Raw genomic sequence first — 22,409 nt, 5'->3', positions numbered from 1 at the left:
TGTAATCTCGGTTACATCGGGTAAGATAGCGTTACCTATATAGTTATCGCCGTTTTTATATGTGCTGCGAGAGTAGCAACTTAGTTATTGGTGTACACTCGCATATTGACGCCACCGATAATCCAGATATAGATCGACGGGCAGAACTCTCCTCCGGCGTCGTGCCGTCTCGCGGCTCGTCCGGCGGCGCCGCTACGGAATCGTGATGAACGGGGAAAACGAGGACGCCTTAGATGCGGCCGACGTTCTCGACTTCGACGCTCTCGACGCCGTCGACGTTCGCGAACGCCTCCTCGACGGCCTCGGTACCGCCCGCGTCGTCGGGGACGATCACGGTCGGGAGCAGCGCGACCAGTCCGAAGGCGACGTCGTCACGCTCGACGCCGTTGATCTTCGCCCCCTCGGGGAGGGACTGCTCGAGACGGTCCTGGAGGTCGTCCAGGTCGACGTCCGGGCTCTGCGGCATGACCTTGACGGACGCGGCTACCTTCCCCATTGTTAGGGACCCATGAACCCGCAGTCGGGGCACTTGTAGAGGTTACTCTGCTTGCGACACTTCGCACACCGGACGATCTGCGTGCCACAGTCGGGACACTTGAACGAGGCGGCGCTCGTGCCGGCGATGTTGATCCCGCACGAGACGCACTTTTGCGCTCGCTTCTGCTGGGACTGACTCATACGACTCACTTCCGCCCGCCCGCTTTTAACGGTTGTCTTTCGACACACGGGACGTGACACCCGTTCACTCCTGACGTGCAGCGATCCGATATCCGCAGCCGCTCGCTCTCACGCCGACGAGACGAGCAGTGGCACCAGCAACACGCCCATCAGGTGGACGCGCCGGGCGCCCGCCCGCGCCGGCACCAGCCCGATCGCCGCGGCGACGACGAACGCGACGACGCCGATCCAGCCGGCGAACAGCCCCGAGAGGACGCCGAGCAACAGCAAAACGCCGGTCGAGAGGCGTCGCTGATTCAGTCGCCCGACCAGCTGCAAGTAGCGGTCGCCGACCCAGAGGGTGACGAGGAAGCCGACGACGCCGGCCAGCAGGACGCAGGGGACGAGCACGGCCAGCGTCAGCGGCGCCTCGGTCCGCTCGAAGGCGACGATCACGCCCGATCTGGGCCGGCCGAGCGCGACCAGCGCCACCAGCGCGAAGATCGCGTTGGCCGTGTCGACGCCGCTGGTCGCGACGACGTACGCGCGGTCGTCGTCGCCGCCCGGGACGCAAGCCAGCACCGCGACCGCGGCGATCGCCGCCGAAATTCCCGGGAGATAGCCGACGACCGCGCCCGCGATCGCTCCCGCCAACGCGGTCAGCGCGACGCGCAGGCGCGAGGATCGGACGGCGGTGCCCGTCTGTCGCGGGACGCCGCCGCCCTCCATCGCCTCCAGCAGGACCGGCGCGCCGAACAGTCCGGCGAACAGCGGTGCGAGCATGCCGCCGGCTTCCAGCGGCGCGGCGGGGTCGGCGTCGAGCGCGACGACGCCGAGCGCCCCGCTGGCCGCCTGGGCGAGCGCACCGCCGGCCCGCGCCCGAAATCCGGACTCGGCGGCGACCAGCCCGGCGAGCACGGCCCCCAGTACGATCGCGACGTTGGCCGACAGCGTCGGGTAGACGGCCGTCACCCCGCGGGTCAGCGGCATCGCCAGCGGCACCGCCGCCACCACCGCGAGGCCGCTGCCGAGCGCGGAGAGCCGGATCGCCTCCCCGCCTCGACCCGCGAGCACCATCCGGTGGCCCGGCAGCGTCGTCGCGGCGGTTTCGGCGTCCGGCACGCCCAGCGCCAGCGCGGGCACGACGTTGACGAAGGTGTGGACGACGCCGGCCGACAGGATGCCGACGCCGACGCCCAGCGGCAGTCCGGGCAGCGTCGGCGCGATCGACGCCAGCACCAGCGCGACGTTGTTGGCGTGGATGCCCGGGATTAATCCTGTGAGAGTGCCCAGCGCGGCGCCGCCGGCGACCCACGCCAGCACCAGCGCTGTCAGCTGCGGGTCGACGACTGCCTTGACGCCGAGTGCCTCCATCGGCCCGTGCTCGCCCCGGCTTCCGAGGTAAACCTGTGGTCGATGTCGGCGGACGCCTGCGACCGGTGCCGCCCGTGGGACCGTCCGGTAGCGGTCGGCAACCAACTTCAGTCATCCCGACGCCGGGTGGTACGTTCGCCTTTATTCCATCACGAGCCAGAACACTGTATGGCAGCGAACGGAGTTCGACGAGGAGTGATCGTACTGGTACTGCTACTCGCCGTCGTCGGGGCGAGCGTCGTGCTCGCCGGCGGCGCGCTGTTGCAGGACGAGGGAGACGCCGGCGGAACGCCGGACGACGCGACGGCGGCGCAGGAGAACCGGACGGTCGACACGGACCGCGTGAACGTATCAGTCCGGCTCGAACCGGGCGACGAGATCGAGGGCGAACTCCGGTACGAACTCGTCGTCGTCGGCGAGATAGCGGCTGCGAACGACGCAGCCAACGGCACCGTCGACTGCCGGGGCGAACTCTGCGTCGTGACCGGCAACGTCAGCGCCGACGCGAGCGGCGAGGACCTGCCCCGGTACGACCTCAGCGGCGTCGTGACGAGCGCGAGCCCCGAAGACGGCTACACCGCCAACGTCACCGGGACGCTGGAGGGCGACGCGATCGAGGGACTCGGACTCGGCGCGTACAACGTGACCGCCCCGAACGTTACGGATCCGACCAACGACTCCGTGCTGGCGGGTGCTGGAGCAGAGGACGCCGGAACGACCGCGAGCGGCGTCGAGGCGCTACAGACCGACGGCGGCGCGACCGACACCGACGAATCCGAAAGCGAGTCGACTGACACTGACGCCGACGAGGCCGAGGTCCAGTCGGCCGACACTGACGACGCGACCGGGACCGAGGACGACGCCGACGGCGAGAGCCCCTCGGTGACGTTCGACGGCTGCTCGTCGGCGACCGTCGAGGGCGACGCCTACGCCTATGAGGCTGGTCTGCGCTACTACGTCCAGAGCGGACTCGACACCAGCACGATCGACGAGAGCGAGATCTCGACGCCGACGACGATCGACGGGAACGAACTGATCGGCGACGCGCGGGCGACCGACGTGGTCGTCGAGACGGTGCTCGTGCTCGACGAGGACTTCGGCGTCGTCACGCAGGCGTCGAACCCCAACTACGAGGAGTGCGTCGACGAGATCGAACAGCAGTACGCCGACGCGGAGGACGAGCAAAGCGACGAGGACGCGAACGCGACCGCCTGACGGCTACCCGCCATTTACGGACGGCGGCGTGGTAGCCCCGTCCGGGGATGGGATGACTGTCGACCAGATCGCTCGCGAGGAGGTAGTAACGGCGACGCGCGAGGACGGCGCCGCGGCGATCGCCGAGCGGATGGCCGAGGCCGACGTGGGCGCCGTCGTGATCACCGAGGGCGACGAGCCGGCCGGGATCGTCACCGACCGGCAGATCGCGACGACCGTCGGAGCCGACGGGACGGTCGCGGATCTCGACGCCACCGACCTGATGACCGCCGACCCGGTCACGGTCGGCACCGACGCTGCCCCGTTCGAGCTCGTCCAGACGTTCAGCGACGCCGGCGTTCGGCGGCTGCCGGTCGTCGACGGCGACGGCGCGCTTGCGGGGATCGTCTCGCTCGACGACCTGCTGGTCCTGCTTGCCAACGAGTTCGCCGACGTGGGCGACGTGCTCGAAGCTCAGTCGCCGCGATTCTGACCATGAGACGCGACATCACCGATAGCCCGCCCGTCGAGGAGACGCGGTACTCGTGAGCACGACGACGCGCTGTCCGGTCTGTGGCACCGAGATCCGGACGGGCGATCCGGCCGAGTCCGACTATCGCGACGAGGAGTGGCGCACGCTCACCGTCGAGTACGAGGGCGAGATCTACCGCGTGTGCTCCGATGACTGCAAGGCGGCGTTCGAGGACTCGCCCGACGAGTACGTCTGAGCGGGTCCGGTCCGTGTCGGCAACTCGCGACGCTCCGGCAGCTTCTTTCGGCCTCGCGACCGAACGACACCCATGCTCTCAGTCGGACAGAAGGCGCCCGATTTCTCGCTACCCGGCGTCGTGGGGCGCGATACGGCGATGTACGATCTCCACCGGTTCGTCGACGGCGTCGAGGCCACGGTGCTCGCGTTCGTCCCGTCGGCCCACGCGCCGGTCTGCGAGGACGACCTGCGGGCGCTCGGCGCCGCCGGCTGGGCCGACCGCGATGACCTACTGGTCTGGGCGATCACCGGGGACAGCATCTTCGCGAACGCCGACGCCGCGGAGGATCTCGACCTCGACTTTCCGGTCGTCAGCGACTTCCACGCCGGCGTCGCCGACGCCTACGACGTTCGCCTGGATGACTGGCACGGCCACCGCGACATCCCGGGTCGCGGGTTCGTCGTCGTCGACGCCGACTGGACGGTGCGCCACGCGTGGCAGGCCGACCCGTTCGCGACGCCGAGCCCGCCGCCGCTCGATGCCGTCGCGGCCGCGCTGACCGACCTCGGCGTCGACGTCGACGCGCCGACCGTCGAGTACCGCGTCGACGACTGACCGAGTGCGCGGCGACCGATCGGCTGTCGGCGTCGCTCGCGGTGGCGTCGCCACGGCGTCGTGACGCCGCGGCGCAGCCTTGCCGGTTGCCCAAACCGTTACCCGATCGCTCGGCCAACCCTGACGAGTGGTCGACGACGCCGAAAACGGGGCCGACGAGCACGCGGGCGAGCCCGACGCCGGAGAATCCGAGGCCAACGACGAGGGCGGATCCGGCGCGCGCGACGAGGAGTCCGTCGCCCGCGTCGTCGCGAAGTACTACCTGTACGTCGCCTCGCGATCGGAGGGGTTCATCTACCCGATCGTCACGCTGTTCTTGCTCCACCGCGGGCTGAGCTACGGCGAGGTCGGGCTGGTCAACGGGCTCTTTTTCGCGGGCACGGTCGCCGGCGAGATCCCGACCGGCTACGTCGCCGATCGGCTGGGACGCCGGAACAGCCTGATCGTCTCCAGCGCCGCGGTCACGGGGGTGATGCTCTGGTTTACGATCGCCGATTCGGTCGCGGAGTTCAGCCTGCTGTACGTCGTCTGGGGCGTCGGCGTCACGTTCCGCTCGGGCGCGGGCGACGCCTGGCTCTACGATACGCTCGACCAGCGACACACCACCGAGGCGTACGCCCGGATCAAGGGTCGGGCGAGCGCCGGGTTCTTGCTCACCTCGGCGGTCACGTCGCTGGCGGGCGGCTACATCTACACGATCGACCGCGTCGTGCCGTTCTACGGCGCCGCAGCGATCACCGCCAGCGGCGTCCTGATCCTGCTGACCTTTCCGACGACGAGCGGCGGCGCCGCCGACGAGCGGTTCACCGCGAGTGACGCTATTTCCGTCGTCCGAAACCAGTTCCTCCGGCCGCCGCTTCGTTCATTTATCGTCGTGACGGCCGTGCTGCTGGCGGTTCCCGAGACGGTCGATCTGTTCGTCCAGCCGATCAGCGTCGACCTGGGCGTCCCCGAGGCGCGGCTCGGCTGGCTGTACGCCGGCTTCATGCTCGTCTCGGCCGCGGCGACGTACTACACCGGCGCGCTGCGCGAGCAGATCGGGATCGGCGGCTGGTTCACGATTGCGCCGGTCCTCGTCGCCGTCCCGCTGCTCGCGATGGTCGTCGCGCCCGCTGCCGCGATCCCGGCCTTTTTCGTCGCCCGCGCGGGCAAGAGCATCTCCTACGCCCTGCGCGGGCAGTATCTCAACGACCGGCTGCCCTCGCTCGGCCGGGCGACGGTACTGAGCACGGCGTCGCTCGTCTACGGCGTCTTCATCGTGATCGGCCGGTTCGTCGGCGGCGGCCTCGCCGACGCGATGTCGCCGAGCGGCGGCCTCGCGGTCATGGCGGCCGCGATGCTGGCGATCGTCGCGGCGACCTACGCCGTCGAAAATCCGTTTTCGGCGTCCGACGCCGGCTCGACCGATCCACCCGCCGCCGGGACGGCCGACGAGTGAGCGAGCTACTCGGGGCGCTTTTTGGCGAGCACGGTTCGCTCGAACTCGCAGACCAGTTCGTCGTCCTGGTTGAACGCCTCTACTTGCATCGTGACGACGCCGCGCTCGCCGTCGCTGGTCTCGCGCTTGTCGAGCACCGTCGTCGCCGCGCGGATCGTGTCGCCGTGGAACACCGGCGCCGGATGTTCGACCTCGTCGTAGGAGAGGTTCGCGACGATCGTCCCGTCGGTCGTCTCGGGGATCGTCAGCCCGACCGCGAGGCTCATCGTGAGTAGCCCGTTGACCACGCGCTCGCCGAACTGCGTCTCCGCGGCGAACTCGGCGTCGAGATGCAGCGGCTGCTGGTTCATCGTCTTGTCGCAGAAGCGCTGGTTGTCGCTCTCGGAGATCGTGCGGCGCTTCTCGTGGGCGATCCGCTCGCCGATCTCGAACTCCTCGTAGTAGCGCCCCGTCATGAGTTCGAGGTCACGCGCGGGCGTGAAAAGCGCTTGGTGGAGCGCTCGGTTTCGGTGGTCTCCCGATCGTCCTCAGGCTTTGGCGCCGGCGACGCCGCCGCCGATCGCGGCGCCGCAGTGGCCGCAGGCGGTCAGGTAAAACCGCTTCGAGGCGGCGAAGAAGCCGGTGGTGGCGTCCATTTCGACGAACTCGACGTCGGAGGGCTCTTCGAGGGTCGCGTCGCACTCGGGACAGTGGACCATGACCGCCGATTGTGATGGACGGATTATAATTCTTGTTCCCTCACACGGCGCCGCCACCGCCGCCCGCCTTCGCGCCGGCGACGCCGCTTCCCAGCGTCGTCCCGCACTCGACGCATTCGACGGCGTAGAACCGCTTCGACGCGGCGATGATTCCCGTCTCCGCGTCCGTTTCGACGAACTCCACGTCCGACGCCTCGGCGAGAGTCGCCTCGCACTCGGGGCAGTGGACCATGTCGGGTCCTTGTTCACACTGCGTGATAATTTCTGGGGCTCGCGATCGTGCGGTGGCGCCGTCAGCGCTTCCGGAGCGCAGCGCGGTAGTGTGGGTCGGCGCCGCCCCCGCTGTGGACAATCTCTGCGACCGTCCAGCCCGTCCCGACCGCGGCTTCCCGCAGCCGATCGGGACTGAACAGGCGGAACTGCAGCGTCGGCCCCACGTCGCCCTCGTACTCGCAGTGGTACGTCCGGTGCGCGAGGCCGGGCGTCGGGTCCGGTCGGTAGCCGAGCAAGTCCGACGCGTTCTCTCGCGTCGGGTCGTAGGCGTCGACGACCGCGGTCGCGTCCGGCGTCGTCACGTGCGCCAGATCGCCGAGGAACTCGCTCACTCCCCGCATCGACCCGGCGAGTCCGAGCTGGGTACCGTGCGCGAGCGCCGACCGGAACCGGTCGCGCTCGAACGTCTCGCGCAGCGAGAACATGTCGCCGCGGCGCGCGTCCGCGACACCGCGGTCGCGCATCGTCTCGACGAGGTGATCGCTCACTTCCAGCGCGACCGTCTCGACGCGCCGCTGAAAGTACAGGGCGTGCTGGCCCGCACCGGCGCCGAGGTCGACCAGCGGGCCGTCGAGCCGCTCGACCAGCCACTCGCCGTCGGGGGTGGTCTCAGGGTCGAACTCACCGAAGTAAAACCGCTCGATGGGGTGTTCGCGCACCTCGGCGCCGTCGACATCGCGGAGCGGCGCCTCGCGCTCGCCCTCGTGGTGGTCCCGGATCGCTCGGCCGTACGGATCGTGGTCCGTCATACTCTGTGCCACACTCTCAAATGTAATAAATCCGTAACGAGATGCGGTAGCGAGTCCCGAATTGGGCGACGGTGCCGAGTACCGAACAGCGGCGTCGTCCGCTCTTTTCTCACCTACTCAGCCGTCCACTCACGCGCCTGCTCACCCACTCGGGCCCAGCATCACGACAGTTTTTACCCGGTGGCGGCAAATCCGAACGACATGACCGATTCGGGGACCCCGGAGCAGATGACGTTCGGCGACATCGGTTCGGGGGCCGACGACGCCGAGGACGGCCGGGAGGCCCACGCCGCAGCGGAGGCACGCGCCGTCGCGGGCGATGGTACCGGCGACGGCATCGAGACGATCGACCCGACGCGTGAGGGCGTCGACGCGCAGTACGGCGAGCCGGCCGAGACCAAGACGCTCGCCGTGATGCAGGTCGACTACACGATCGAGGGCAACGGGCCGAGCGAGCGCCCGATCATGCACGTGTTCGGCCGCGACGCCGACGACGAGCCCGAGCACGTCAAGGTGATCGGCTTCCGGCCGTACTTCTACGCGCCGACCGACTCGCTGGAGCGCCCGCCCGAGGACGAGTACGACGTCCTGACGGGCTCGGCGGAAACTGACGAGAACGGCGAGTACTTCGAGAGCATCCGGGGCGAGAAGCTGACCAAGATCTTCGGCCGAACCCCGCGGGACGTCGGGAACGTCCGCGACGAGTTCGATCACTTCGAGGCCGACATCCTGTTCCCCAACCGTTTCCTGATCGACAAGGACGTCGAGAGCGGGATCGAAGTACCCCTGCGCCGCGACGAGGAGGGCGCGCTCGTCGTCGTCCACGACGAGGTCGAGGCCGTCGAGTCGACCGCTCGGCCCCGCGTGAACACGTTCGACATCGAGGTCGACGACCGCCACGGGTTCCCCGAGCCCGAGGACGCAGAGCAGCCGATCGTCTGCCTGACGAGCCACGACTCCTACGACGACGAGTACGTCGTCTGGCTCTACGACGCGCCGGTCGGCGGCGTCGACGCGCCCGAAGCCCTGGGTGAGTACGACCCCATGGCGGAAGACGCCGACTACGAGGTCCGGACGTTCGACTCCGAAGAGGCGATGCTCCGGGCGTTCTTGGAGTACGTCGAGGATACTGATCCGGACGTGCTGACGGGCTGGAACTTCGAGGACTTCGACGCGCCGTATCTGGTGAACCGGCTGGAGAATCTCGGACTGTCCTACGACCGGCTCTCGCGAGTGAACGAGGTCTGGGCCGGCGGCTGGGGCGGTCCGGACATCAAGGGCCGAGTCGTGTTCGACCTGCTCTATGCCTACAAGCGCACGCAGTTCACCGAACTCGAATCCTACCGGCTCGACGCCGTCGGCGAGCAGGAGCTCGGCGTCGGCAAGGAACGCTACACCGGCGACATCGGCGACCTCTGGGAGCAGGATCCCGAGCGCCTGCTGGAGTACAACCTCCGGGACGTCGAGCTCTGCGTCGAACTCGACCGCAAGCAGGACATCGTCGCGTTCTGGGACGAGGTGCGATCGTTCGTCGGCTGCAAGCTCGAAGACGCGCCGACGCCGGGCGACGCGGTCGACATGTACGTGCTCCACAAGGTCCACGGCGACTTCGCGCTCCCCTCGAAGGGCCGCCACGAGGGCGAGGACTACGAGGGCGGCGCCGTGTTCGACCCGATCACGGGCGTCCGCGAGAACGTCACCGTGCTGGACCTCAAGTCGCTGTACCCGATGTGCATGGTGACGACCAACGCCTCACCAGAGACCAAGGTCGACCCCGAGGCGTACGACGGCGAGACCTACCGCGCGCCCAATGGGACCCACTTCCGGAAGGAGCCGGACGGCATCATCCGGGAGATGGTCGACGAACTCCTCAGCGAGCGCGAGGAGAAGAAGTCCCTCCGGAACGAGAACGACCCCGACAGCCAGGACTACGAGCGGTTCGACCGGCAGCAAGCAGCTGTCAAGGTTATTATGAATTCTCTCTACGGGGTCCTGGGATGGGATCGGTTCCGCCTCTACGATAAGGAGATGGGGGCCGCCGTAACCGCAACAGGGCGAGACGTTATCGAGTTCACCGAAACAGCGGCGAACGACCTCGGATATCAGGTTATTTATGGTGACACTGATTCTGTCATGTTGGAGCTCGGCGACGACGTCCCGAAGGACGACGCCATCGAGCAGTCCTTCGAAATCGAGGAGCACATCAACGACGCCTACGACGAGTTCGCGCGCGAGGAACTGAACGCCGAGGAGCACCGCTTCCAGATCGAGTTCGAGAAGCTCTATCGACGATTCTTCCAGGCGGGCACGAAGAAGCGCTACGCCGGTCACATCGTCTGGAAGGAGGGCAAGGACGTCGACGACATCGACATCACCGGGTTCGAGTACCAGCGCTCGGACATCGCGCCGATCACCAAGGAGGTCCAGCTGGAGGTCATCACCCGGATCGTCCGCGGTGAGGACATCGAGGAGGTCAAAGACTACGTCCACGAGGTGATCCAGCGCGTCCAGAGCGGCGACGTCTCGCTCGACGAGATCGGCATCCCCGGCGGCATCGGGAAGAAACTCGACAACTACGACACTGACACCGCGCAGGTCCGGGGCGCCAAGTACGCCAATATGCTGCTCGGGACGAACTTCACCAGCGGATCGAAGCCGAAGCGACTCTACCTGAAGAAGGTCCATCCCGAGTTCTTCCGGCGCATGGAAAACGAGAACGGGTTCGATCCGCAGACCGACCCGCTGTACGGCGAGTTCAAGCGCGATCCGGACGTGATCTGCTTCGAGTACGAGGACCAGATCCCCGACGCGTTCGAGGTCGACTACGAGAAGATGCTCGACAAGACGCTGCAGGGCCCGATCGAGCGCGTCCTCGAAGCGCTCGACATCTCCTGGGAGGAGGTCAAGAGCGGCCAGGAGCAGACCGGGCTCGGCAGCTTCATGTAGTCCCGATCCGCGGTCCGCCAACTCACTCCGAGAGCAGTCGCTCGTAGACCGGCCAGGCGGCGTCGCCGCTCGGCGCCGCGACCCGCTCCCCGTCCACGACGACGCCCGATCCGTCCGTTACCTTGCCGGCGACGCCGACCGGCGTCCCGCGGGCTTCGAGCGCCGCGACGACGGCGTCGGTGTCGTCGGGGTGGACCGCGATCAGGAGCGTTCCCGCCGTGCTCGCGCGCCAGTGATCCATCGACAGCGCCTCGCTCACGGCTTCGACGCCGGACATCGTCGGCACGGCATCGGCGTCGACGTCGATGCGGACGCCGGCGCTGCCGGCCACCTCGTGCAGGGCGCCGATCAGCCCGCCCTCGGTCGCGTCGTGCATCGCCGTGACGCGACCCGCGTCGACCGCCGCCGCGCAGTCCCGCACCGTCTCGACGTCGTCGAGCCGTTCCTGAGCGACCGCCAGCGTCTCGGCGGGCAGGTCGATCTGCTCGGGGAACAGCGAGGATAATAGACCGACGGTCTCGACGCCGGGGCCCTTGGTCACCAGCAGGTCGTCGCCCGGACGCGCGCCGTCGGGCCGGACAACGTCCTCGGCGTCGCCGACCGCGAACGCCGTTCCGCTGCCGACCCACGGGTACCGGCTCTCGTCGTAGCGCGCCGTGTGGCCGGTGACGATACTGACGCCGAGATCGCGACACTCCTCGTCGACGGCGCCCCAGAACCGCGCGAACTCCTCGTCGGTCGTCTCGGGCGGCAGGGCGAAGGAGACGGCGACGTGTGACGGCGCCAGTCCGGAGACGGCGACGTCCGAGAGCACGATCCGGATGCCGAAGCGACCCGCCCGCTCGAAGCCCAGTTCCGGCAGGATCGAGATCGGGTCGGTCGCGACCGCGAGGACGCTGTCGTCGATCTCGACGAGGCCGAAGTCGACGCCGTAGGTCGGTCCGATCGCCACGTCGTCCCGCGCGGCGCCCAACCGCGGCGCGATCTCTCCCTCGAAGAACTCACGGTCGATCTTTCCCGCGTCGTCCATACCCATCGGTCCGACGCGATCGGTTTCCGTGTTCCTACTCGTCCGTCGAGACGATTCTGATCGGTCCGCGCGCCGTTCCGTCCCCGGCATCTGCAACGCCACGTGTTCCGGAACGGGAAAAGTATTTTCGCAGAACGCCAACTGATTGCGAGAAATGCGAAACCATTATGAGCGGGCGACCCCACCGTTCGAGTGACAGAGGACTTTCAGCAATGGCTACGCTACAACTCAACAATCTCCACGCGAAGGTCGCAGAGGACGGTGGCGAACAGATCCTCAACGGGGTCGATCTCGAGGTCGAGCCCGGCGAGATCCACGCCCTGATGGGACCGAACGGCAGCGGGAAGTCGACGACGGCGAAGATCATCGCCGGCCACCCCGCCTACGAAGTAACAGAGGGCGAGGTGCTGCTCCAGTTCGAGGGCGACGAGTTCGAGGGCATCGAGTTCGACGAGGACCAGAAGACCTGGAACCTGCTCGACCTCGAGCCCAACGAGCGCGCCGCGCTCGGCGTGTTCCTCGGCTTCCAGTATCCTGCCGAGATCGAGGGCGTCACGATGTCGAACTTCCTTCGCACGGCGCTCAACGCCAAGATCGAGGAGCGCGAGGAGCTCTTCGAGGACGAAGAGGACGCCGACGAGGACGAGGAAGAGGAGGAAGCGGGCTACGAGAACTCCCCGATGGAGGGCCCCGCCGACGAGGGCGAGGTCGACGTCGCGGAGTTCCAGCAGATCCTCTCCGAGAAGATGGAGCAGCTCGACATGGACGAGAAGTTCGCCCGTCGCTACCTCAACGCCGGCTTCTCCGGCGGCGAGAAGAAACAGAACGAGGTGCTCCAGGCCGCGATCCTCGAACCCGAGATCGCCGTGCTCGACGAGATCGACTCCGGGCTCGACATCGACCGCCTGCAGGACGTCTCCGACGGCATCAACGCGCTGCGCGACGAGCAGGGCACCGGCATTCTCCAGATCACTCACTACCAGCGGATCCTCGACTACGTCGAACCCGACCACGTCCACGTGATGCTCGACGGCGAGATCGCCAAGAGCGGCGGCGCGGAGCTTGCCGAGAAGCTCGAGGACGAGGGCTACGACTGGGTCCGCGAGCAGGTCTACGAGACAGCCTGATACGGCTCCAGCGATTACCATACAACACTAAACCATGAGTTCAGATCAAGACCACCTACAAGAGACCGACACCGAGGAACGGTTCGAGTTCAAGAAAGAGGAGAACTCGGCCGTCCGCTCCGACAAGGGCCTGACCGAGGAAGTCGTCCGGCTCATCAGCGACGACAAGGACGAGCCCGACTGGATGCTCGAACGGCGCCTCCGCGCGCTGCGGCAGTACCAGGAGATGCCGATGCCGCAGGGCTGGCCCGGCATGCCCGATCTCTCCGGGCTGGACGTCGAGCAGATCGTCCCCTACATCCGCCCCGACGTCGACAAGCGCGAGGGCGCGGACAACTGGGAGGACCTTCCGGACGAGATCCAGGACACCTTCGAGAAGCTGGGCATCCCCGAAGCCGAGCGCAAGGCGCTCTCGGGCGTCGGCGCCCAGTACGAGTCCGAGGTCGTCTACCAGAACATGCAGGAGCAGTGGGAAGAGAAGGGCGTCATCTTCTGCAACATGGACGAGGCCGTCCGCGAGCACCCCGAGCTCGTCAAGGAGCACTTCATGACGAACTGCGTCCCCCCGAGCGACAACAAGTTCGCGGCGCTCCACGGCGCGGTCTGGTCCGGCGGCTCGTTCGTGTACGTCCCCGAGGGCGTCACCGTCGAGATGCCCGTCCAGGCGTACTTCCGGATGAACTCCGAGGGGATGGGCCAGTTCGAGCACACGCTCATCATCGCCGAGGAAGGGTCGGAAGTCCACTACATCGAGGGCTGTTCGGCGCCGAAGTACGGCACCCACAACCTCCACGCCGGCGGCGTCGAAGTGTTCGTCGGCGAGGACGCCCACGTCCAGTACTCGACCGTGCAGAACTGGTCGAAGAACACGTACAACCTCAACACCAAGCGCGCCATCGCCGAGAAGGGCGGCACGATGGAGTGGGTTTCGGGCTCGATGGGCTCGAAGGCCACGATGCTGTACCCCTCGACGATCCTCAAGGGTCGCGGCGCGACGGACAACCACATCACCATCGCCTTCGCGGGCGAGGGCCAGGACATCGACACCGGCGCGAAGGTGTACCACAACGCGCCCGACACGAAGTCCACCGTCGAGTCCAAGTCGATCGCCAAGGACGGCGGCCGCACCAACTACCGCGGACTCGTCCAGATCGCCGACGGCGCCGAGAACTCCTCGACCGCCGTCGAGTGCGACGCGCTGATGTTCGACAACGAGTCGACCAGCGACACGATGCCGTACATGGAGATCGAGGAGTCGAAGGTCAACGTCGCCCACGAGGCCACCGTCGGCAAGATCGGCGACGAGGACATCTTCTACCTCCAGTCGCGCGGTCTCGACGACGACGACGCCAAGCAGATGATCGTCTCGGGCTTCATCGAGCCGATCACGGAGGAACTGCCGATCGAGTACGCGGTCGAGCTCAATCGCCTCATCGAGCTCGAGATGGAGGGGAGCCTCGGATAATATGAGTACGCAGGTACACGCCACGATCGACGAGAGCACCGTTCGCCAGATCTCCGAGGAGCTCGGGGAGCCCGAGTGGCTCCTGGAGACGCGTCTCGACGCGCTCGACGCGCTGGACGACCTCGACATGCCGTCGGTCATCCAGACGCCGGGCCGCAAGTGGACGAACCTCGAGGATCTGGACTACGAGTCTCTGGTCGATCCGCTCGATGCCGCCGAAGAGAAGGAGCTCGTCGACGCCGAGGGCGTCGAGGTGCTTCCCTGGAGCGAGGCCGTCGACGAGCTCGACGACCTCCTCGAAGAGCGCTTCGGCAGCGTCGTCGACCCGCAGTCGAACTACCTCACCGCGCTGTCGACGGCGCTGTTCTCGACCGGCACGGTCGTCCACGTCCCCGAGGGCGTCGAGGCCGAGGACGTGAAGGTCCGGACCGAGATGAACAGCCAGTCGCTGTTCAACTACACGCTCGTCGTCACCGAGAAGTCTTCCTCGGTCACGCTGCTGGAGCGCCAGAGCACGGGCGACGCCGACGTCGAGGGCGATCGCTACTACAGCGGCGTCGTCGAGATCGCCGCCGGCGAGAACTCGAACGTCCAGTACGGCTCGCTCCAGAACGTCGACGAGGAGACGTACAACTTCACCCACAAGCGCGGCGACGCCGACACGTACGCCACGGTCGACTGGATCGAGGGCAACGTCGGCTCGCGGCTCACGAAGTCCAGCGTCGAGACCGAGCTCAACGGCGACGGCTCGGAGACCCAGATCGTCGGCGCGTTCTTCGGCCACGAGGACCAGCACTTCGATCTCGACGCCCGCGTCTGGCACCGCGCCGAGCACACCACGGCCGATCTGGTGACCCGCGGCGTCATCGACGACGTGGCACGCTCGGTGTACGAGGGCGTTCAGGACGTCGGCTCGGGCGCGTGGGACACCAACTCCTACCAGCGCGAGAACACCCTGATGCTCTCAGACGAGAGCGAGGCCGACGCCTCCCCGAAGCTGATCATCAACAACCACGACACCGAGGCCAGCCACTCCGCGACCGTCGGTCAGGTCGACCAGGAGGAGCTGTTCTACATGACCAGCCGCGGCGTCGACGAGGAGGACGCGACGAACATGCTCGTCGAGGGCTTCTTCGTCCCCGTCCTCGACGAGGTCGCGGTCGACGAACTCCGCGAGGATCTCGAAGACCTCGTGGCCCAGCGTCTGCGGGAATAGCGCCGCTTTCGGTTCGTTTTTTCTTCGGCTACTGCTCCCGAGTAGCGGCGGCTCAGCCGCGTCACTATCCGGAAGATCGACGGTCGAGCTGCCCTCCAGCGTCCCCGCGAGGCGACGCCGAAGCAGCATTCGACGAACGTTGTTCGTCGGCGACGATGAACTGTACCTCGACGACCAGCGGCTCTTCAGTGTCCTCGCTGAGTTCGCTGTACAGACGATCGGTCAACTCCGGTCTGACGCCCGGATTGCGGCTGGAGACCGTGACGACGACGCGCTCGATCGACTGAACGGGGTAGCCCTCGTCGAGCACCACCTCGACGGTTTCGAGTTCGTACTCATCGTATTCGGACTCGTTGAGCACGGCGGCCACGTCCTCCTCGGCGGCCGACTGGACCTGCGTGGTGTGGATGTCGAGCATCGTGACCCCGGCCAGCGGCGCCGCCAGCACCAGCAACGCGGCGGTGAATACAGCCGCGTACGCGTACGTCACCGTACGCGTCGGGGCGACTTCGAACAGCCCCTGCGGGCGATAGCCGGCGACCCACAGCGTCGAGAGGGCCGCGAGGTTGATCGACAGCACGTTCACGGCAACGAGTCCGGCGGCGCCCAGCGCCGCACCGTACATCCCCCACGCGACGGTGATCCCGACGGCAGCGGCGGGCGGGATGAGCGCGGCGGCGATCATGACGCCGACGATCGCTTCCGAAAAGCCCCGCGTCAGACTCAGGATGCCGGCGACGCCGGCGCCCAGGGCGACCGCCAGCGAGAGCAGATTCGGCGAGACGCGCTCTTCCAGTTCGGTCGCGACGACGATGTCGACGCCCGCCGGTTCCAGTCCGGCGAAGCGGGCGAGGACGGCGAGGCCGATCGACGCCAGGACGACCACGGCGAGGCCGACGAACTGGTAGGCAAACCCGGTCGACCTGAGATCGGCGTCGCCGGTGACGATCCCGATGTTGGCCGCCAGCGCGGGGCCGATCAGCGGCGCGATCACCATCGACCCCACCACGACCGCGGGCGAGTCAGCCAGCAGCCCGGCCGTAGCGACGACGGCGCTGATCAGCAGCATCGTGACGTAAATGGGAAACACCGGCATCAGTTCCTCGGCCTTCGTGCGGAGGACCTGCCGCGACGTGCGGATACCCCGCTTGCCGCCGCGGCCGTACTGATCCCGGAGTCGGGAAAACTGTTCCGAGAGCACCGTCTCGGCGTCGATCACGACGACGCTGGCGTCGTCGTCGATACCAGCCTCGTGCAACCGGTCGAGCACCGGCTCGACGGCCCGGGTGGGTAGCGGAAAGCGGATCACAGCGGCGTAGCCTCGGCCGCTGGTCTCGTCGCTGACGACGTAATCGACGCCCTCCTCGTCGAGGATGTCGAGGATGGCACCGCGTTTGCCGCCCGGCACCCTGACTTCGAGGTAGCGCATGGGTGACGTGACCACAGATCGGCGGATAGCTCTGGGGGCGCTGTAGCCGTCGGCCTGTGTTGCCGCTCGTCGTCCCGCCGGACCCGGGCCGGGGCCGGAGACGCCGCAGGACGCAGAAAGTAGGGAGCGTTAAGTGACCGGCTCTCCGAGTGGTGGGTATGAGCCTGGGTCAACGCGTCTCGACTGACCGCCAGCTCGCCCGGCTCCTCCAGATCGGAGTCGTGCTGGAGGAGGTCGTCGAGGCGCGTGCCTATTCGCACTTGGAGTCGCTCTCGCCCGACGAGCGGGCCGAACTCGACGAGGATATCGCCGAGTTGCTCGACCACGCGGCCGAGGAGTCCGCCGAGCACCGCGCCCGCCTCGAATCGTTGGTCGACGAAATGGACGCCGAGACGGTCGGCTACGACGAGATCGAGCTGCTGGTCCGCGAGCACTACGCGAGCAACCAGCCCGAGGACTTCGACGGGCTGCTGTACGACCAGCTCTGCAACGAGGAGACCGCCTACAAGTTCTACGACGACCTCATCGAGGCGATCGAGGCCAGCGACGCCGACTACACCGTCGACGAGGCGCTGGTGCTCGACACCCTGCGGACGATCCGCGAGGAGGAAAAGGAGGGCGTCGAGGAAGTGACCGCGATCATGGAGGACCGGGAATGAACACCGATAGAGCGAGCTCTATCGAGCTCATTCTCGATCTCCGAGGTGATCTCGAATGAATACAGCAGACCAGTACCTCAAGGCGATCTACCTGGCGCAGATGATGGAGGACGGGCCGGCGTCGACCGGACGGCTCGCGGACATGCTCGACGTCAGCCCCGCCAGCGTCAACGAGATGATCGGGAAGCTGGAGGATCGGGGCCTCGCCGACCACGAGAAGTACAAGGGCGTCGAACTCACCGACGAGGGAATCGGCCGCGCGCGGGACGCGCTGCAGACGTACTGCATCATCGAACGGTTCCTCGCGAACGTGCTGGAGGTCGAGAGCTACCGCGAGGAGGCCCGCGCCTTAGAGAGCGTCATCGACGACACGGTCGCCGAGCGACTCGACACGATCATCGACCGCCGGTCGGAGTGTCCGGACTGCTTCGATCCCGAAGCCGATCGCTGTGAGTGTCTCACGGTCGAAGGCAAGGCGGACTGACCGCGGTTCGCGCTCTTACTGCACGTACAGCTTCTCGTCCAGCAGCGTCGCGATCCGCCGGTCGTTCGCCGGCGTGATCGCGACGTAGGGGCCCTCGACCGGCCCGAACACGTCGACGATCCGGCCCGCCGTCGAGAGCGACTCGTCGACGACCTCGCGGCCGATCGGCGGCGGGTCGTCGGCGTCGTCCAGCCGCACGATCGCCAGCCCCTGGGCCGTTCGGTCGACCTTGCCGAGTCGCTGCATCACTCGCGCATCGTCGAGACGTAGGCGGCCACGGCCTGAACGACGTCGTTCTTGGCGTCGTCGGCGTCTTTGACGAGCACGCGACCGCGCTGCTGGTAGTGCTCGCGGGGGTACGCCACGTCGCGCTCGACGACGGCGTCGTAGCCGACCTGCTGGACGGCCTGTGCGATCTCCTCCACTTCGGGGCTCGGCACCGCGAGCTCCTCCGGGACGCGGCGTCCCTTCGACCGCGTGAGGTCCGCGTCGAAGTACGCGGGCCAGATGACGTTTTCGACCATACTGGTCGGTCGGCGTCGACGACGTAAAAAGGTCGGTTTCCGCGACGAGTCGGCACCCGTCGGTAGCGGGCGATCAGTTCCGTCTGCGCGCCAGGACGCCGACGCTCAGCAGCGCGGCGACCGCGGGGACGACGCCGAATCCGGGGACGCTGTCGCCGCTGCCACTGTCGTTGCCGTCGCTCTCACCGTCAGCGGTCGAGTCGCCGCTGTCGCTCTCGTACTGCTGGAGTTGTTCGCTGATCTCCTGAATCGCGTAGACGACTCGCGGCGCGGGCTGTTGCATGTAGTTGTTGTTCGCCTCGATGATCCGGTCGTTCTGCACCGCGCTGGTGGATTGGACGGCCTCTCGATCCGGAACCTCCGATCCCTCCAGCACCAGCAGGAACTCGGGATCCTGCGCGATCAGCTGTTCGTCGTTGATCTGTTTCCAGCCGTCGAGGCCGGCCTGCGCAGCGGTGTTCTGCCCGCCGGCGGTCGTGATCACGTCGTGCTGGAACGTCCCGGCGCCGGGCGTCGTGCCGAAGAACTCGAAGTAGACGCTCGGGCGGTCGCTCTCGCTGACGTTCTCCCGGACGGCGTCGATCTCGGTCTGCATCCACTCGACGGTCTCGGTGGCGCCCTCGCAGGCGCCGGCGAGCTCGCCGATTCGCTCGGTCTTGTCGTACACGTCGTCGATCGAGGACGCCGACGCGAACTGGTAGACGGTCAGACCGTTGTTCCGGAGCTGGTCGACGGTCTCGTTGGCGACCGTGTTCGGCGCGAGCACGAGGTCAGGGTCGAGGTTGACGACCTTCTCGGCGGACGTGGTGCCGTCCTCGTTGCTGACGATCGTCCGGTTGTCCGTTCCGTCGAGATAGGTCGCGTACTGCGAGACGCCGACGACCTTGTCCCTGGCGCCGATCTCCCAGAGCGTCTGGGCGGCCGAGGGGTTCAGCGTCACGATCGTCTCGGGCTCCTGCTCGATCGTCATCTCCTCGCCACCGGCGTCGGTGACGGTTCGCGGGAACGAGCAGTTCAGCTGGTCGTCCTGTGCCGCGTCGGCGATCGACGGCGTCGCGGTCGTCGCGTCGACGACTTCGGCGTTCTGTCCGAAGTCGTCCGCCGGCGCCCCGCCGGCGGCAGCCGCGGCGGGCGCGGCGGCGCCCGCGATCAGGGCGGCGCACGCGACGAGCGCGACGAGGACCGCTGTCCGTGTTCGTGTCATCGTCGTGTCCTCGTCCCGTGTCCAATAAATATTTGTCTACTGCAACCGGGGTTGTAGACACGTCGTGACCACCGCACCGGAATCCGCGGAGAACCGGCTGTCTCGTCTGGGGAGCCTCGCGACCGCAGCCCGGACCCGACCGGCGGTGCGCGCGGTCGTCTGGTCGGTTCCGCTGGCGGCGCTGCTCGTCGCCGTGATCCTCGTGAGTGCCACGATCGGCCCGGTCGACATCACCCCGCTGGCGGCCGCGAAAGCCGCCTACGACGCGTTCGTCGTCCCCGCCGGCGTCAGTCTCGATTCCGGCGTCTGGCGACTCGCGCCCGGCGTGGGAATCCCCTACGTCTGGCCCGACCTGCAGTGGATCGCGCCGCTCTCGGCGTCGGTCCCGGCGACGACGCGGACGATCGTCGTCAACATCCGGCTGCCCCGCATCGTGCTCGCGGCGACCGTCGGCGTCGGACTGGCCGCCGCGGGCACCGTGATGCAGGGCTTCTTCCGGAATCCGCTGGCCGATCCCTCCATCGTCGGCGTCTCCTCGGGCGCGGCGGTCGGCGCCGTCGCCGCCATCGCGGTGCCCTCGCTCGTGCCGGTCGACCTGCGACTGGCGGCGTTCGTCGGCGCCATCGTCACCGCCTTCGCGGTCTACGCCATCGCGACCGAGGGCGGCCGGACGCCCGTCGCGACGCTGCTGCTCGCCGGCGTCGCCGTCCAGACGTTTCTGGGCGCAGTGATCTCGTACCTGCTGCTCCAGAGCGGTGAAAGCCTGGAACAGGCCGTCTACTGGCTGATGGGCCACCTCCAGCACAGCACCTGGGGGGAAGTGGCGTTCGTGCTCCCGGTGACGCTGCTCGGGCTGGCCGTCCTGGGCGCCTACACCGGGGAGTTGAACGTTCTGTTACTCGGCGAGGAGGAGGCTCACCACCTCGGCGTCGAGGTCGAGCGCGCGAAGCTGCTGTTGCTTGCGGTCGCCAGCGTCGTCACCGCCGCTGGCGTCGCTGTCACGGGCGTCATCGGCTTCGTCGGGCTGATCGTCCCCCACGCGATGCGGCTCGTCGTCGGGCCGGACCACCGCGTGCTGCTCCCGACGAGCGCGCTCGCGGGCGGCTCCTTTCTCGTCGTCGCCGACACGATCGCCCGCTCGGGGGCCGCCGAGATGCCGGTCGGCATCGTCACCGCGGCCGTCGGGGCGCCGTTCTTCCTGTTCCTGCTCAAATCGAGGGAGGTGCACGGGCTGTGACCGAGAACGCCGGGTCGGCGTCCCGCGATGGCGACCCGACGATCAGCGTCGCGGACGTCGAGATTTCGCTGGGCGACGTTCAGGTCCTCTCGGGCGTGTCGCTCGACGTCGCGCCCGGCGAACTCGTCGGCGTCGTCGGGCCGAACGGCGCCGGCAAGACGACGCTACTACGAGCGATCAGCGGCGTCCTCGCGCCGGACGCGGGCGAGGTCTTCGTGGACGGCGACGAGGTCCACGAACTCTCCTCGGGCGCCGCGAGCCGGCGGGTCGCCGTCGTCCCGCAGGACACCGCCGTCTCGTTTTCCTTCGACGTGCGCGAGATCGTCGCGATGGCGCGCCACCCCCACCGGTCGCGGTTCACCCCCGCCTCGGCCGAGGACCGGCGGGTGATCGAGTCGGCGCTGGAGCGCACCGGCGTCGACGCCCTCGCGGACCGGTCGATCGACGAGGTCAGCGGCGGCGAGCGCCAGCGCGCGCTGCTCGCTCGCGCGGTCGCTCAGGAGACGCCCGCGCTGTTGCTCGACGAACCCACCGCGAGCCTCGACGTGAACCACCAGGTCGAGACCCTGGAGATGGTGCGCTCGCTCGTCGACGACGGCACGGCCGCCGTCGCTGCGATCCACGACCTCGATCTCGCGGCGCGATACTGCGACCGGCTGGCGATCCTGACCGGCGGCGAGTTTCTCGCGGTCGGCCCGCCCGAGGACGTGCTCACCGAGTCGGCGGTCGCGGCGGCGTTCGACGTCCGGTCGGTCGTCGGACGCGATCCGGCGACCGGATCGGTCTCCGTCACGGCGCTGGCGGACCGGGCCCCGTCCAGAGGAGCCCGGGTCCACGTCGCCGGCGCGGGCGAGACGGCCGCCGAGACGCTCGTCGCCCTCGACGACGCTGGCTTCGACCTCTCGGTCGGTCCGCTGCCCGAGGGCGACGTCGCCGCGGCGACCGCCCGGAGCCTCGGCGCCGATCTCGTCTCGACGACGCCGCTGTCGCCGCCCGACGACGCCGAACTCGACGCGGCGCGCGAGCGGGCCCGTACCGCCGACGCCGCCGCGCTCGTGCGGAGCGGCGCCGACGCTGCGGTCGACGCGCTGGTTGCGACAGCCGCCGCTGCGCCCGCGCAGATCGCGGTCGCGCCGATGGACGCCGATGCCTCTCCGGCGGACGCCGATGCGGCCGACGCGTCGGCAGTTGCGCCGGAGCGGGCACCCGAAGCCGTCGCGGACGCGGTCGATGCCGTCGAGGGAGACCACTCTGTCGGTGACGGCAGCGCCGCCGTCGACCGCGACGGTGCGGCGCCGGCGCCGGACGACTGATGCCGACGTCTCACCCCGCCGACCGATGCAAAGCGTTAGTACGCGCCCGTCGTAGGACGACCGGGAG

General features: G+C 68.0%; 25 protein-coding genes. 13 read left to right on the top strand and 12 right to left on the bottom strand.

What is annotated here, in order from left to right; genetic code table 11:
- Positions 1-229 precede the first annotated feature (229 nt).
- From NO931_RS09415 to NO931_RS09405, 3 genes are all read right to left on the bottom strand, one after another.
- A complete protein-coding gene (locus NO931_RS09415; protein WP_256392085.1) occupies positions 230-496 on the bottom strand; it encodes an elongation factor 1-beta in 267 nt (88 codons plus the stop codon).
- A 2-nt stretch (positions 497-498) separates the two neighbouring features.
- Positions 499-678 (bottom strand): HVO_2753 family zinc finger protein, encoded by a 180-nt coding sequence (locus NO931_RS09410; protein ID WP_256392084.1) that lies wholly within the window; start codon positions 676-678, stop codon positions 499-501.
- Between the two features lie 108 nt (positions 679-786).
- Entirely contained in the window at positions 787-2,031 is a 1,245-nt protein-coding gene (locus NO931_RS09405) for a tripartite tricarboxylate transporter permease (protein ID WP_256392083.1), read from the bottom strand.
- Between the two features lie 168 nt (positions 2,032-2,199).
- Between NO931_RS09405 and NO931_RS09400 the strand changes: the two genes are divergently transcribed.
- From NO931_RS09400 to NO931_RS09380, 5 genes are all read left to right on the top strand, one after another.
- Positions 2,200-3,246 (top strand): hypothetical protein, encoded by a 1,047-nt coding sequence (locus NO931_RS09400; RefSeq protein WP_256392082.1) that lies wholly within the window; start codon positions 2,200-2,202, stop codon positions 3,244-3,246.
- Between the two features lie 52 nt (positions 3,247-3,298).
- Positions 3,299-3,718: a CBS domain-containing protein gene (locus NO931_RS09395; RefSeq protein ID WP_256392081.1), complete on the top strand. Its 420-nt coding sequence runs from the start codon at positions 3,299-3,301 to the stop codon at positions 3,716-3,718.
- Between the two features lie 52 nt (positions 3,719-3,770).
- Positions 3,771-3,953, top strand: coding sequence for a YHS domain-containing protein (locus tag NO931_RS09390; protein WP_256392080.1), 183 nt, complete (start codon positions 3,771-3,773; stop codon positions 3,951-3,953).
- Between the two features lie 72 nt (positions 3,954-4,025).
- Complete coding sequence (locus tag NO931_RS09385) at positions 4,026-4,550, top strand: redoxin domain-containing protein (RefSeq protein WP_256392079.1); 525 nt, start codon at positions 4,026-4,028, stop codon at positions 4,548-4,550.
- 127 nt (positions 4,551-4,677) lie between these two features.
- Entirely contained in the window at positions 4,678-5,988 is a 1,311-nt protein-coding gene (locus NO931_RS09380) for an MFS transporter (RefSeq protein ID WP_256392078.1), read from the top strand.
- A gap of 5 nt (positions 5,989-5,993) precedes the next feature.
- Here the strand turns inward: NO931_RS09380 and NO931_RS09375 are convergent, their stop codons facing one another.
- The 4 genes from NO931_RS09375 to NO931_RS09360 form a co-directional block, all read right to left on the bottom strand.
- Positions 5,994-6,443, bottom strand: a complete 450-nt coding sequence (locus NO931_RS09375; protein WP_256392077.1) for a MaoC family dehydratase — start codon at positions 6,441-6,443, stop codon at positions 5,994-5,996.
- Positions 6,444-6,515: 72 nt separating this feature from the next.
- Positions 6,516-6,686, bottom strand: coding sequence for a hypothetical protein (locus NO931_RS09370; protein WP_256392076.1), 171 nt, complete (start codon positions 6,684-6,686; stop codon positions 6,516-6,518).
- Positions 6,687-6,726: 40 nt separating this feature from the next.
- Entirely contained in the window at positions 6,727-6,918 is a 192-nt protein-coding gene (locus NO931_RS09365; protein WP_256392075.1) for a hypothetical protein, read from the bottom strand.
- 61 nt (positions 6,919-6,979) lie between these two features.
- The gene (locus NO931_RS09360; protein WP_256392074.1) at positions 6,980-7,708 is read right to left on the bottom strand and encodes a class I SAM-dependent methyltransferase; all 729 of its coding nucleotides are present in this window, start codon (positions 7,706-7,708) and stop codon (positions 6,980-6,982) included.
- A gap of 201 nt (positions 7,709-7,909) precedes the next feature.
- Between NO931_RS09360 and NO931_RS09355 the strand changes: the two genes are divergently transcribed.
- Complete coding sequence (locus tag NO931_RS09355; protein ID WP_256392073.1) at positions 7,910-10,654, top strand: DNA-directed DNA polymerase; 2,745 nt, start codon at positions 7,910-7,912, stop codon at positions 10,652-10,654.
- A 22-nt stretch (positions 10,655-10,676) separates the two neighbouring features.
- Here NO931_RS09355 and NO931_RS09350 read toward each other — a convergent pair whose 3' ends face one another.
- A complete protein-coding gene (locus NO931_RS09350; RefSeq protein WP_256392072.1) occupies positions 10,677-11,684 on the bottom strand; it encodes an AIR synthase family protein in 1,008 nt (335 codons plus the stop codon).
- A gap of 212 nt (positions 11,685-11,896) precedes the next feature.
- Here NO931_RS09350 and NO931_RS09345 point away from each other — a divergent pair, with 212 nt between their 5' ends.
- From NO931_RS09345 to sufD, 3 genes are read left to right on the top strand one after another with little or no spacing between them, the layout of a single operon-like run.
- On the top strand, positions 11,897-12,811 hold the full coding sequence (locus tag NO931_RS09345; protein ID WP_256392071.1) for an ABC transporter ATP-binding protein: 915 nt from the start codon (positions 11,897-11,899) through the stop codon (positions 12,809-12,811).
- A gap of 34 nt (positions 12,812-12,845) precedes the next feature.
- Positions 12,846-14,276, top strand: a complete 1,431-nt coding sequence (gene sufB, locus NO931_RS09340; protein WP_256392070.1) for a Fe-S cluster assembly protein SufB — start codon at positions 12,846-12,848, stop codon at positions 14,274-14,276.
- Position 14,277: 1 nt separating this feature from the next.
- Positions 14,278-15,492: a Fe-S cluster assembly protein SufD gene (gene sufD / locus NO931_RS09335; protein ID WP_256392069.1), complete on the top strand. Its 1,215-nt coding sequence runs from the start codon at positions 14,278-14,280 to the stop codon at positions 15,490-15,492.
- 64 nt (positions 15,493-15,556) lie between these two features.
- On the opposite strand, the gene NO931_RS09330 is transcribed toward sufD, so the two are convergent.
- Positions 15,557-16,921 (bottom strand): TIGR00341 family protein, encoded by a 1,365-nt coding sequence (locus NO931_RS09330; RefSeq protein WP_256392068.1) that lies wholly within the window; start codon positions 16,919-16,921, stop codon positions 15,557-15,559.
- 158 nt (positions 16,922-17,079) lie between these two features.
- On the opposite strand from NO931_RS09330, the gene NO931_RS09325 reads away from it, so the two are divergent.
- Both NO931_RS09325 and NO931_RS09320 read left to right on the top strand, forming a co-directional pair.
- The gene (locus NO931_RS09325) at positions 17,080-17,580 is read left to right on the top strand and encodes a ferritin-like domain-containing protein (protein ID WP_256392067.1); all 501 of its coding nucleotides are present in this window, start codon (positions 17,080-17,082) and stop codon (positions 17,578-17,580) included.
- Between the two features lie 55 nt (positions 17,581-17,635).
- Positions 17,636-18,064, top strand: a complete 429-nt coding sequence (locus NO931_RS09320) for a metal-dependent transcriptional regulator (RefSeq protein ID WP_256392066.1) — start codon at positions 17,636-17,638, stop codon at positions 18,062-18,064.
- Between the two features lie 15 nt (positions 18,065-18,079).
- Here NO931_RS09320 and NO931_RS09315 read toward each other — a convergent pair whose 3' ends face one another.
- The 3 genes from NO931_RS09315 to NO931_RS09305 all read right to left on the bottom strand — a co-directional run bounded on the left by NO931_RS09315 (position 18,080) and on the right by NO931_RS09305 (position 19,792).
- The gene (locus NO931_RS09315; protein ID WP_256392065.1) at positions 18,080-18,310 is read right to left on the bottom strand and encodes an H/ACA ribonucleoprotein complex subunit GAR1; all 231 of its coding nucleotides are present in this window, start codon (positions 18,308-18,310) and stop codon (positions 18,080-18,082) included.
- Complete coding sequence (gene srp19 / locus NO931_RS09310; RefSeq protein ID WP_256392064.1) at positions 18,310-18,588, bottom strand: signal recognition particle subunit SRP19; 279 nt, start codon at positions 18,586-18,588, stop codon at positions 18,310-18,312. Before srp19 ends, NO931_RS09315 begins: the two co-directional genes overlap by 1 nt.
- A gap of 73 nt (positions 18,589-18,661) precedes the next feature.
- A complete protein-coding gene (locus NO931_RS09305) occupies positions 18,662-19,792 on the bottom strand; it encodes a PGF-CTERM-anchored ABC transporter substrate-binding protein (protein ID WP_256392063.1) in 1,131 nt (376 codons plus the stop codon).
- Positions 19,793-19,889: 97 nt separating this feature from the next.
- On the opposite strand from NO931_RS09305, the gene btuC reads away from it, so the two are divergent.
- Positions 19,890-21,029 (top strand): vitamin B12 ABC transporter permease BtuC, encoded by a 1,140-nt coding sequence (gene btuC / locus NO931_RS09300; protein ID WP_445668783.1) that lies wholly within the window; start codon positions 19,890-19,892, stop codon positions 21,027-21,029.
- Positions 21,026-22,342 carry an ATP-binding cassette domain-containing protein gene (locus NO931_RS09295; protein WP_256392062.1) on the top strand — a complete coding sequence of 439 codons (1,317 nt, stop codon included), beginning with the start codon at positions 21,026-21,028 and terminating at the stop codon, positions 22,340-22,342. Before btuC ends, NO931_RS09295 begins: the two co-directional genes overlap by 4 nt.
- Positions 22,343-22,409: the final 67 nt, after the last annotated feature.

It is taken from the genome of Natronoarchaeum rubrum, from assembly GCF_024494695.1.
This window is presented reverse-complemented; position numbering and strand designations above follow the sequence as displayed.